Below are 12,552 nucleotides of genomic sequence, written 5' to 3'. Positions count from 1 at the left end.
AAATGGTCGACGTCAAGATTCCTGCCCTGCCGGCAGCCGCCCCCCTCACCGGCGCGGAGTTGTTCCCTGCGGTCCAAGGTGGCGCCACTGTCAAGGTGCTGGTGAGTGCAGTCCGCGCGGGTCTCGCGGCGGACGACAACGTCGTTCACCGTACTGGTGACGAGATCATTGGCGGTGCCAAGACATTCACCTCTATTGGCACCTGGAACCTCTCCAACAACGGCCGGATCATCTATGGTGAGCCCGGTGGCGACTCGGCGGGGATATCGCTCTTCCGTGGTGATTGGGCCGCAGGGGCTGCGCGCCGTTCAGACATTCGTGCCCGTGCCGGCGATCTGCTACTGGGTTGCGGAGCGGCGCCCGACAATTCGGCTCCCGTCAACTGGGTCAGTATCGGGCCGACGCACCTACGGCCGACCATCCCTGGAATCTTTAGCCTGGGCACGAGTGGTAACGCGTGGCTCAATGCGTTCACCGCTGAGCTGACTTTGACGGGAGACGAAGCGGCCAAAGCGCGCAGTCGTAGCAGCCTCGGAGCGGTTGGCCTGGCAGGGAATGAAACGATTGCGGGCAGCAAGACGTTCTCTGGCGCATCCCTTTTCACGGGATCGATCACCCAGCGCACCGGCACTATCGGGGGCGTGGAGATCCAGTCGCCGACGGGTCTTCCAGGCATTGTTGGTCGCAACGGGGACCCAGCGGACGTCAACAACCAGTATCGCCACGACATCCACTTCGGGGCTGGTTTCGTGCGCATGCTGGTCAGCACCGCCGTAGGGTCGACCGCTCCCGCCGGTGGCTGGCGTATGGACACGCACTTCTACCCGATGCAGAACAACACTATGTCGTGCGGTACGCCATCCAATCTCTGGACTCAGGTGTGCGCGACCAATGGCACGATCAGTACGTCGGACGAACGCTTGAAGACGCCTCTCTTGCCCATGACGGACGCGGAGGAGGCCGCCTTTCTGGAAATCAGCGAGCTGCCAATGAAGTGGCAGTGGCTCGCGCGTGTTGCAGAAGAGGGTGATGCTGCGCGCTGGCACGCAGGCCCCTCCGTCCAAGCGGCAATCGCGATCATGAAGAAGCACGGTCTGGAGGCCTTCATCTACGGTGCATTCTGCTACGACTCATGGTCGGCCCAAGACGAGGTGTGGAGGGAGTGGCCCGCTGAAGAAGCCGAAGTCATCGAATGGCCGGCGGTGCCAGAGCTTTGGACGGACATCCCTGCAGAAGTCGATGACGCCGGCGAGGTCATCGTGCCTGCACGGCGTGAACTGATCCATGCGGCCACGCCAGCGGGGCGAGTCGTTTTGAAGGAAGCAATCGAGGCAGGGCGCGAACTAGTCCAGCCTGCTGTTGCCGCCGGAGACCGCTACAGCTTCCGCGTATCTGAACTGCACGCGTGGATTCTGGCCGCGATGGCACGTAGGGATCGCCGCGAGCGAGAGGCGGCCGAGCTGCACCTGGCCAGCATCGAGCAGCGCTTGGCTGCCCTTGAGTCGATGAAGTAAGTGAAGACAGGGCGCCGGGTAGGCAGCTGCAACTGCGTACCCGGCGCCGCAACACACGCGTACAGCCCGCGTGCTATTGGCCGAGGCCCTGCTCCCCGCGCGGGGGAGACAAGCCTCGCCCAAACCCATCGCAGAGGCTGAGAATGAAGACGACCACGCTGTTCCCCTGGCCGGGCGGGAAGACCCGCCTGCTACCGCACCTGCTGCCTCTGGTAGCCGAAACCTCCCACCGTACCTATGTCGAGGCCTTCGCCGGCGGCGGTGCTCTTCTGTTCGCGAGAGAGCCGGCCAAGGCCGAGGTGCTCAATGACTGCCACGGCGAGCTGGTGCGCCTCTACCGGGTGGTAGCCAACCACCTTGAGGAGTTCGTCCGGCAGTTCAAATGGGCCCTGACGAGCCGGGAAATGTTCCGCTGGTGCCAACTCCAGCACCCAGGCACTCTCACCGATATCCAGCGAGCTGCGCGCTTCTACTACCTGCAGCGACTGGCTTGGGGTGGCAAGGCGACTGGCCAGACCCCAGGGTTCGGCCGGGGCGGCAAGGGCCTCAATCTGCTGCGCATCGAAGAGGATCTGAGCGCCGCGCACCTCCGGCTTCACAAGGTCACCGTCGAGCATCTCGCCTGGCAGCAGTGCATGGCCAAGTACGATGCCGCCGACACCCTGTTCTTCCTGGATCCTCCGTACTGGGAGACCGAAGGGTATGGCGCTCCCTTTGGGATGGAGCAGTACCAGGAGCTGGCACGCCAGATGGCGGGGCTGCGGGGCACGGCGATCCTGACGATCAATGACCATCCGGCCATGCGAGACGTGTTCGGCCAGTTCAGGTGCCGAGTGGTGCCGATCCGGTACACGATCGGCCGGCAGGCGGTACAACGGCGGGAGTTGATCTACACGACCTGGTAGTCCGGCCGGGGCACGGGGCGGTTTCCGCCCCGTGCAATTTCATTCCCGTGGGCGCAACATTGGCGCCCGACCGTTTATCTCACGTCTGGCGGGCGAATTATCGCGCGCCGTTACACCATCCCACGGATAGCCCGCCGTTGCCGTTGATTCGGCAGGTGCAGGACGCAGCCCTGCCGCCCCCTCCTCTTCCAAAATGTGAAGGCCGCGCGGTGACGAGCACACCGCCCCTTCGGCTAACATTCGTCCATGCCGCATACCACCACGACTCCGCCCGCATTGCAGGATGGCGACCTGCTGGCCGCCATCGACCTTGGCTCCAATAGTTTCCACATGGTCATCGCGCGCTACACGCTCGGCCAGCTGCGGGTGATCGACCGCCTGCGCGAAACGGTGCGCATGGCCGATGGCCTGGATGGCAAGGGTGGACTTTCCGCCGCCGCGCGGCAGCGCGCGCTGGAGTGCCTGGCCCGTTTCGGCCAACGCATCCGCAATGTGCCGCCGCACCAGGTACGCGCGCTGGCCACCAATACCGTGCGCCAGCTGCGCTCGCCGCAATCGTTCCTGGTTCCGGCCGAGACCGCGCTCGGGCATGCGATCGAAGTGGTCAGCGGCCGAGAAGAGGCGCGCCTGATCTATCTTGGCGTGGCCCACGCGCAGCCACCCAAGCCCGGCCAGCGCCGGCTGGTGATCGACATCGGCGGCGGCTCCACCGAGTTCATCATCGGCATGGGCATGCAGACCCTGGAGCGCGAAAGCCTGCAGGCCGGCTGCATCGCCAGCACCCGTCGTTTCTTCCCGGGCGGCAAGCTCAGCAAGAAGCGCTGGAAAGATGCGCTGGCCGAGATCGGCCGCGAGTTCCAGCCCTTTGCCAGCAAGTACCGCGCCCTGGGCTGGCAGGAAGCATTGGGCTCATCGGGTACGCACAAGGCAATCAGCGAAATCTGCGCGACGATGAAGCTGAGCAAGGGCGCGATCACCGCCGAAGCCCTGCCGCAGCTGCGCGACGAACTGCTGAAAGCCAAGAAGATCGACGACATCGAGCTCCCGGGCCTGTCCAGCGATCGCCGCCCGATCATCGCCGGCGGCATCCTGGTGCTGGAGGCTGCCTTCCAGGCGCTGGGCCTGCAGAAGCTGCTGGTCAGCAAGGCGGCGATGCGCGAAGGCATCCTCTACGACATCGTCGGCCGCGCCGGCGAGAACGACCTGCGCGACGAATCGGTCACCGCGCTGACCCAGCGCTATGGCATCGACACGGTGCAGGCCGACCGTGTGCAGGACACCGCGCTGTCGCTGCTGGAGCAGGTACAGGAGCGCTGGAAGCTCGACGCCGACGATGCGCGCATGCTTGGCTGGGCCGCGCGCCTGCACGAGCTGGGGCTGATGATCGCCCACAGCGGTTACCACGTGCATGGCAGCTACGTGCTGGAGAACTCGGATATCGCCGGCTTCTCGCGGCAGGAACAGCAGATGCTGGCCGCGCTGGTGCGCAGCCACCGTCGCAGCGTGACCAAGACCGCCTTCGATGCCCTGCCCGAGCGACTGCTGCTGACCGCACGCCGGCTGGCCGCGCTGCTGCGCCTGGCAGTGCTGCTCAACCGTGCCCACGAAGACGACCCTATGCCGGTGCTGGAGCTGACCGCCGACGACAACCGGCTGTCGCTGATCGTGCCGCAGGCATTCATCGATGCGCGCCCGCTGCTGCGCGCCGACCTGATCGGCGAAACCGACGGCATCGCCGGCCTGGGCATCCAGTTCCGTCCGTTCGTGGCTTGATCGAGGGGGGTTGGCCTCGGGTCTATGTGGACCGTGCTCGGGGCCGAATCCGTCACACTTTGCGCAATCTGGCCTCTTTTTTTGTTGCGATGCAGCGACCTCGAACGACTGCGCGTCAGGCCCGCTTCGCGTAAGTCGATGCTTTTGTTCATTTTTTGTGAAAAGAAGCGGCGTATCGCGAAATAATTGGATACGAAGTCTTTACAGATCATTAACCAACGAGACTACTATCAGGTCACCGGCTCAGTCCTTGGACCCGCCGGCTTCTTCGACGCCCACTTTGGCGTCTTTTGCACGACCTGAGAGAGAGAGCTCGCCATGACTTCACGCACCACCGCACTGGGGCAGGCCATCCGCTATGCCCTGGCAACCACCGCAGCGCTAGCTTCGCTGCCTGCGTTCGCCCAGGACGGCAGCGGCGCCACTCCCACCAACCTCGACCGCATCGAGATCACCGGTTCGCGCATCCGCCAGGTGGACGTGGAAACCGCCCAGCCGGTGTTCGCGATCACCCGTTCGGCCATCGAGCAGCAGGGCTTCAGCTCGGTCGCCGACATCCTGCAGAACGTCACTGCGATGGGCAGCCCGGCGATCAGCCGCGCCAACGCGCTGACTGCCGGTGAGAATGCGGGTGGTTCGTACATCGACATGCGCAACCTGGGCACCCAGCGCACGCTGGTGCTGATCAACGGCAAGCGCCTGGGCATCAGCACCTCGGGCTACCAGGACATCTCCACGATCCCGGTCTCGGCCGTGGAGCGCATCGAAGTACTGAAGGATGGCGCGTCGGCCATCTACGGTTCCGATGCCATGTCCGGCGTGGTCAACATCATCACCCGCTCCAATGTCACCGGTGTGACGGCCAACGTCTACCACGGCCAGTACAGCCAGGGCGATGGCGCGCGCGACCGCTTCGACGTGGTGGCCGGCTGGAACAACGATCGCATCTCGCTGACCCTGGCCGCTGAACACTCCGAAGAAAAGTCGGTGTGGGCACGCGACCGCTGGTTCAGTGAGTACGGCATCACCGACCGCCATGCCGACAACCTGACCAACTGGACCACCATCAGCCAGTGGGGCCAGTTCACCGGCCTGAAGGGCGGCCCGGGCTGCAAGGTGGCTGCCGGTTGCAACTACTCGCTCAACCGTGGCGCCGACCCGACCAACCCGGCCAACTACCACCTCACCGATCCGTCTGCTTTCACCGGCGATGTCAGCAACGCCAACGAGCAGATGCACGTGAACTATCCGCTGAAGCGCGACTCGGTGTACTTCGACGGCCGCTTCAAGATCACCGACAACGTCAACTTCCGCGCCGAGCTGGGCTACAACAAGCGCGAAGCAACCCGCCAGATCGCCGGCTACCCGCTGCAGTCGAGCACCCCGGGTATCGGCTCGATGTCGGTTGACAGCTACTTCAACCCGTTCGGCAACCAGCACGGCTACGCCAACCCGACCGCCGTGGCCTGGAACCGCCGCACCTGGGAAGTGCCGCGCGTGACCACCAGCGAGTTGAAGACCTACCGCGCGGTAGCTTCGTTCGACGGTTCGTTCGAGATTGGTGAGCGCTTCTTCGACTGGGAAGTGGGCTACCAGTACAATCGCAACGAGTTGGAATCGACCGCCACCGGCAACCTGCACAAGGGCCGCGTCGCCGCCGGCGTAGGCCCGTCGTACTACAACGCCGCCACCGGCAAGGTCGAGTGTGGCCGCCCGGGCGCGCCGATCGCCAACTGCATGCCGTGGAACCCGCTGGTGCCGTACGGCAAGATCGATCCGAACGGCATCGATGGCAATGCGGCTCTGCAGCAGTGGCTGTTCCCGCCGGAGGTCACCACCGGCAAGACCACCAGCAAGAACTTCTTCGCCAACATCGCCGGTTCCATCGTGACCCTGCCGGCCGGCGACCTGGGCTTCGCGTTCGGTGTCGAAAGCCGCAAGGAATCGGGCCAGTACCGCCCGGATCCGCTGGCGCAGACCGGTGCCACCACCAACCTGGCCGCTGGCCCGACCGGTGGCGACTACAAGGTCAGTGAGGCGTACCTGGAAATCAACGTGCCGGTGCTGGCCGACCTGCCGGGTGCGAAGGAACTGACCTTCAACGGCGCGACCCGCTTCTCCGATTACGACACCTTCGGCAACACGCTCAACAGCAAGTTCGGCTTCAAGTGGAAGCCGTTTGATTCGCTGCTGGTCCGTGGCACCTGGGCCGAGGGCTTCCGCGCCCCGACCATCAACGACCTGTACGGCGGTGGTTCGGAAACCTTCGCCCAGTTCAGCGATCCCTGCGACGTCCAGTTCGGTTCGTCCAAGACCAGTGCCGAAGTGCGTGCCCGCTGTGCGCGTGACATCGCCAATGCCGACACTTTCCGCCAGCTGAAGCAGGGCAACCAGGCTGTCACCACCGCCACCGACGCCACCCCGGTGCCGTTCGTGTCCGGCTCGGATCCGAAGCTGACCCCGGAAACCTCGACCAGCAAGACGCTGGGCCTGGTCTGGAGCCCGAGCTTCATCAAGAACTTCAACGCCTCGCTGGACTGGTGGAAGATCCGTATCGACAACACGATCGTGTCCGATACCCCGACCCAGATCCTGATCGACTGCTATGAGCAGGGCGTTGCTGCTCGCTGCGCCCGCTTTACCCGTGACACCTCGACGGGTCCGACCGCCGGCATCGTCAACAAGCTGACCTTCGGTAGCCGCAACTCCGGCTTCATGGAGACCGAAGGTTACGACCTGGACCTGAACTACCGCCTGGATACCAGCGTCGGCAAGTTCAACGCCGGCTGGGCCACCACCTATGTCAGCAAGAGCATCTACCGCTCGACCAACGACACCACGGTGGTGCCGACTGTTTCCAACGGCATCGGCAGCAACTTCCGCGTCCGTTCGAACCTGGTGCTGGGCTGGGATCTGGGCAACTTCGGCGTGAGCTGGACCGCGCGCTACTACTCCGGCGTGAAGGAACAGTGCGTGGACATCCGTTCGTACCCGGGTGAATGCTCGGATCCGAACGTCTACGCCCCGTGGTACAAGGGTGCACGCAACTACAACGAGCGTGGCTCGGTCACCTTCCACGATGTGCAGTTCCGCTACTCGCTGCCGTGGGATGCAACCGTCTCGGTCGGTGCCAACAACGTGTTCGAGAAGTACGGCCCGGTCATGTACAGCAAGCCGAACTCGGCCTTCTCGTACTACGGCGGTTACGACATCGGTCGCTTCGTCTACATGAAGTACCAGCAGCGCTTCTGATCCATCGCGCGGCAATGCACCACGACCACGGCCCTTCGGGGCCGTGGTTTTTTTGTTTCTGCGCAGGTTGACGTGTTTGACAGGCTCGGCCTCCTTCGCTGCGTCTCCATCGCGGCAATCCCGGAATGGCGGTGACGCGTCATCGAACAGCGCAGCCACCTGATTCGCATCGACTTTGTGCAGATGCGTCAGCCTCGCCGATTGCAGATTCGTACCTTTCCCATACCTCTCTCATCGGGCCTTCACTAGCGTCGAGTCTCCACCGTCTGCGGTGGTATTTGCGCCGTCCGCTTTGGCAGCGCACCGAAGACCTAGAAGAGAGAGAGACCCATGACCATCCGTACTCCCGAACTGGGGTTGGCGATCCGTCGCGCGCTTGCGATGACCGCAGCCACTGCGCTCGCCGTTCCTGCATTCGCCCAGCACGCGCCGGACGCCACCACGCTCGATCGCATCGAGATCACCGGCTCGCGCATCCGCCAGGTCGACCTGGAAACCGCGCAACCGGTGCTGACCATCAGCCGTGCCGACATCGAGCGGCAGGGCTTCAATTCCGTCGCCGACATCCTGCAGAACCTGACCGCGACCGGCAGCCCTGCCCTCAGCCGTGCCAGCCCGCTCAGCGCGGGCGAGGCCTCTGGTGGCAGCTACGTGGACATGCGCGGCCTCGGCCCGCAGCGCACCCTGGTGCTGGTCAATGGCAAGCGCCTGGGCATGACCACCTCCGGCTACCAGGACATCTCCAGCATTCCTGCCGCTGCCGTGGAGCGCATGGAAGTCCTCAAGGATGGCGCCTCGGCCATCTACGGTTCCGATGCGATGGCCGGCGTGGTCAACATCATCACCCGCCGCAACGTCGAGGGCGTGACCGCCAGCGTCTACCACGGCCAGTACAGCGAGGGCGACGGCGCCCGCACCCAGTACGACGTGGTGGCCGGCTGGTCCAATGACCGCGCCTCGATCAGCGTCGCCGCCGAGCATGTCGAAGAAAAGGGCGTGTGGGCAAAGGACCGTGGCTTCAGTGCCTACACCTACACTGATCGCCATCCGGACGACGGCTGGACCACGGTCGGCCAGTGGGGCCGCATCACCGGCTTCAAGGGCCCGGGCTGCAGCAACAGCCGTGGCTGCAGCTATTCGCTCGACCGTGGCAGCCAGCCGGGCGGTCCGGACAGCTTCCATCTCAGCGACAACACGCCGTTCACCGGCGACGTCAGCAACAGCAACGAGCAGATGCACGTGCAGACGCCGATCAAGCGCGACTCGATCTTCGTCGACGCACGCATGGATCTCAATGACCAGGTCCGCTTCAACACCCAGCTGGCCTACAACCGGCGCACCACCACCCGCCAGATCGCGGGCTATCCGTTCCAGTCCGCTGCCGCCGGCATCACGCCGATGTCCGCCGACAGCTGGTTCAATCCGTTCGGCAGCCACCATGGCTATGAAAGCCCCAGCGACGTGCACTGGAACCGCCGCACGTGGGAGATTCCACGCGTCAGCACCAGCGAACTGACCACCTGGCAGGGCGTTGCAGCATTTGAAGGCAACTTCGCGTTCGGCGGTCGCGAATTCGACTGGGAAGCAGGCTACCAGTACAACCGCAGTGAACTGAGCCAGCGCGCCACCGGCAACCTGCACAAGCAGCGCGTTGCCGATGCCACCGGCCCCTCGTTCTACAACCCGGCAACCGGCAAGGTCGAATGCGGTACGCCGGAGGCGCCGATTGCCGGCTGCAAGCCCTGGAACCCGCTGGTTCCGTATGGCCAGGATGATCCCTATGGCCTGACCGGCAATCCGGAACTGCAGGACTGGCTGTTCCCGGAAGAACTCACCCGTGGCCGTACCACCACCCGCAACCTGTTCGCCAGCCTCAGCGGCAGCCTCGCCACGTTGCCGGCCGGTGAGCTGGGCTTCGCCGTCGGTGCCGAGAGCCGTCGCGAAGATGGACGTTTCATCCCCGATGCACTGGCACAGACCGGCGCCACCACCAACCTGGCCTCAGGTCCTACCGGCGGCGGCTATCGTGTCGACGAGGCGTACCTGGAGCTGAGCGTGCCGGTGCTGCGTGACCTGGCCGGTGCACGTGAGCTGAGCCTGAGCGCTGCGACTCGCTACTCGGACTACACCACCTTCGGCGGTACCCTCAACAGCAAGTTCGGCTTCACCTGGAAGCCGATCGACCAGTTGCTGGTCCGCGGCACCTGGGCCCAGGGCTTCCGCGCACCGACCATTTCCAACCTGTACGGCGGTGGCTCGGAGACCTTCACCACCGGCTTCCGTGACCCCTGCGACACCGTATACGGCGCTGCGGCCAGCAGTCCGGAAGTGCGTGCACGCTGCGCCGCCGACATTGCCAATGCGGACAGCTACCGCCAGCTCGGCCAGGGCAATGAACCGATCACCGGCAGCAGTGGGCAGACTCCCCTGCCCTTCACCAACGGCTCCAATCCCAACCTGAAGCCCGAGACCTCGACCAGCCGTACGCTGGGCCTGGTCTGGAGCCCGACGTTCGCCGAAGGGCTGAACATCGCCCTGGACTGGTGGAAGATCCGCATCGACAACACCATCGTCGCCGACCACCCCAACGACATCCTTCGCGACTGCTACGAGCTGGGCATTGCCGAGCGCTGCGGCAGCTTCACCCGCGATCCGGAGCTGGGCATCGTCAACAAGCTCAACTATGGCAGCCGCAACAGCGGCTTCCGCCAGGCCGAAGGCTATGACCTGGAGGTCGGCCACAAGATCGAAACGTCCTGGGGCACGCTGAGCGCCGACTGGAAAACCACCTATGTGGTTGCTGCGGAAGAACGGACCACCAACGAGGTCGATGTACCGCCGATTCCCAGCAATGGCATCGCCACCAATGGGGGCATCGGCTTCCGCGTGCGTTCCAACGCGTCATTGGGCTGGGAGCGTGGCGACTTCGGCCTCACATGGAGCCTGCGCTATTTCTCCGCAGTGAAGGAACGCTGCCTGGGCCTGGCGGACTATCCGAACGAGTGCTCGCACCCGAACCAGCGCGCACCGTGGTTCAGTGGCACGCGCGACTACAACCGCCGCGGATCGGTCACCTTCCACGACGTGCAGGCCCGCTACAACCTGCCATGGGACGCCACTGTTTCAATCGGCGCCAACAACGTGTTCGGCCGCCAGGGCCCGGTCATGTACAGCCAGCCGAGTTCCAATTTCTCCTACTACGGTGGTTTTGACATCGGCCGTTTCATCTACATGAAATACCAGCAGCGCTTCTGATCCACCACACGGCGTGAGCTGTTACGCCACGGCCCTTCGGGGCCGTGGCGTCGCGCGTCCAGGCCTGCGTCATCTGGCGGTCGCAAAGCGGTCATATCGGCTACATCGCCAGGACCGAGCATGCCGGAAACCCGGAGGCCCGCCATGCGCTATGCCATCGTCACCGAGACCTATCCGCCGGAAGTGAATGGCGTTGCCCTCACCGTGCAGGGCCTGGAACAGGGGCTACGCGCATCGGGGCATGACATCGACCTGATCCGGCCACGCCAGGCCAGCGAAGCGCTGGATTCAGCACCCGGCACCCTGCTGGTCCCGGGTGCAGCGCTGCCGCGCTACCCCGGCCTGCGCTTCGGCCTGCCCGCACCGATCCGGCTCGGCCGCCACTGGCAGCAGCAACGCCCGGATGCAGTGTACGTCGCCACTGAAGGCCCGCTGGGCTGGTCGGCACTGCGCACCGCGCGCCGCCTCGGCATCCCGGTCGCCAGTGGCTTCCACACCCGCTTTGACGAGTACCTGCCCGACTACGGCGTGGCCTGGCTGCAGGCAGCGGCAATGCGCTGGATGCGTCGCTTCCACAACCAGGCCGATGCGACCCTGGTGCCAACCCGCGAGCTGCAGCAGTTCCTCGGCGAACAGGGCTTCGAACGCGTGCGCCTGCTGGCGCGCGCAGTCGACAGCCAGCAGTTCGATCCGAGCCGTCGTGACCCTGCGCTGCGCGAGGAATGGGGTGTGGACGGCAACGGCCTGGTAGCGATCTACGTCGGGCGTATCGCCGCAGAAAAGAACCTCGGCCTGGCGGTGAAGGCGTTCCGCAGGCTGCAGCAGATCCGGCCGAAGGCACGCTTCGTGTGGGTCGGCGATGGCCCGGCCCGCGAGAAGCTCGCGCATGAAAACCCCGACTTCATTTTCTGTGGCATCCAGCGCGGAGATGCCCTGGCACGGCACTTCGCCAGCGGCGATCTGTTTCTGTTTCCCAGCCGCAGCGAGACTTTTGGCAACGTGACCCTGGAAAGCATGGCCAGCGGCCTGGCAACCGTGGCCTTCGACTACGGTGCCGCCCGCGAGTACCTGCGCAACGGCGAGAACGGCGCAGCGGTGGATAACGACGAGCAGTTCATTGAAGCGGCCGTGCAACTGGCCGCTGATGATGCGCAGCGCCACGCACTGGGCAGCAATGCCGCGCAGGCGATGAAACGCCTGCATCCACAGCAGGTGGTGGCCGAGTTCGATGCCCTGCTGGCCGAGCTGGCCCAGTCGCGGAGGAGCGGCCATGCGCACCACGCCGCTTGAACTGCTGGCCGGCCGCGAAGCACGGCTGTGCCGGCGGGCCAACCACTACTGCCGGCGCCGCCGCGTGCGCCGCCTGTTCTCGGTCATCAGCCGGCTCGGCGATGGCGTGTTCTGGTATGTACTGATGGGCGCGCTGGTGCTGCTCGATGGCTTCGATGGCCTGCGCGCCTCGGTGCACATGGCAGCCACCGGCCTGGCCGCGCTGCTGCTGTACAAGAGCCTCAAGCGCTGGATCCGGCGCCCGCGCCCGTACGCCGCCGACCTCCGCATTCGCGCCTGGGTGGCACCGCTGGACGAATTCAGCTTCCCCTCCGGACACACCCTGCACGCAGTGTCGTTCACCATCGTCGCACTGGCCTACTATCCGTGGCTGGCACCGCTGCTGGTGCCGTTCACCGTCGGTGTGGCGCTGTCGCGCGTGGTGCTGGGCCTGCACTACCCCAGCGATGTCCTCGCTGCCACCGGCATCGCCGCGTTGCTGGCCGCGGCCAGCCTGGCTTGGTTGCCGCTGCCGGTGTGACGTGCTTTCCGCCGGGCATGGCCCGGCGCCACCGGTCAGCACG

Annotated in this window: 7 protein-coding genes; all 7 read left to right on the top strand. The window is 65.1% G+C overall.

Annotated elements, in window-relative coordinates:
* Positions 1-2: 2 nt before the first annotated feature.
* The 7 genes from ACZK2G_RS04365 to ACZK2G_RS04335 all read left to right on the top strand — a co-directional run bounded on the left by ACZK2G_RS04365 (position 3) and on the right by ACZK2G_RS04335 (position 12,509).
* Complete coding sequence (locus tag ACZK2G_RS04365; protein ID WP_478474754.1) at positions 3-1,514, top strand: tail fiber domain-containing protein; 1,512 nt, start codon at positions 3-5, stop codon at positions 1,512-1,514.
* A 143-nt stretch (positions 1,515-1,657) separates the two neighbouring features.
* Positions 1,658-2,419 carry a DNA adenine methylase gene (locus ACZK2G_RS04360; protein WP_478474752.1) on the top strand — a complete coding sequence of 254 codons (762 nt, stop codon included), beginning with the start codon at positions 1,658-1,660 and terminating at the stop codon, positions 2,417-2,419.
* A 246-nt stretch (positions 2,420-2,665) separates the two neighbouring features.
* Positions 2,666-4,192: an exopolyphosphatase gene (gene ppx, locus ACZK2G_RS04355; RefSeq protein WP_046982497.1), complete on the top strand. Its 1,527-nt coding sequence runs from the start codon at positions 2,666-2,668 to the stop codon at positions 4,190-4,192.
* A gap of 318 nt (positions 4,193-4,510) precedes the next feature.
* Entirely contained in the window at positions 4,511-7,444 is a 2,934-nt protein-coding gene (locus ACZK2G_RS04350; protein ID WP_253079312.1) for a TonB-dependent receptor domain-containing protein, read from the top strand.
* A 330-nt stretch (positions 7,445-7,774) separates the two neighbouring features.
* Positions 7,775-10,699 carry a TonB-dependent receptor domain-containing protein gene (locus ACZK2G_RS04345; protein ID WP_046982499.1) on the top strand — a complete coding sequence of 975 codons (2,925 nt, stop codon included), beginning with the start codon at positions 7,775-7,777 and terminating at the stop codon, positions 10,697-10,699.
* A 144-nt stretch (positions 10,700-10,843) separates the two neighbouring features.
* Positions 10,844-11,989 carry a glycosyltransferase family 4 protein gene (locus tag ACZK2G_RS04340; RefSeq protein WP_046982500.1) on the top strand — a complete coding sequence of 382 codons (1,146 nt, stop codon included), beginning with the start codon at positions 10,844-10,846 and terminating at the stop codon, positions 11,987-11,989.
* On the top strand, positions 11,970-12,509 hold the full coding sequence (locus ACZK2G_RS04335) for a phosphatase PAP2 family protein (protein ID WP_478474751.1): 540 nt from the start codon (positions 11,970-11,972) through the stop codon (positions 12,507-12,509). Before ACZK2G_RS04340 ends, ACZK2G_RS04335 begins: the two co-directional genes overlap by 20 nt.
* Positions 12,510-12,552 lie beyond the last annotated feature (43 nt).

This window comes from Stenotrophomonas sp. 107298_Sma (assembly GCF_056480345.1).
Note: the sequence above shows the minus strand (reverse complement) of the source record. Positions and strands in the feature narration are given on the sequence as shown.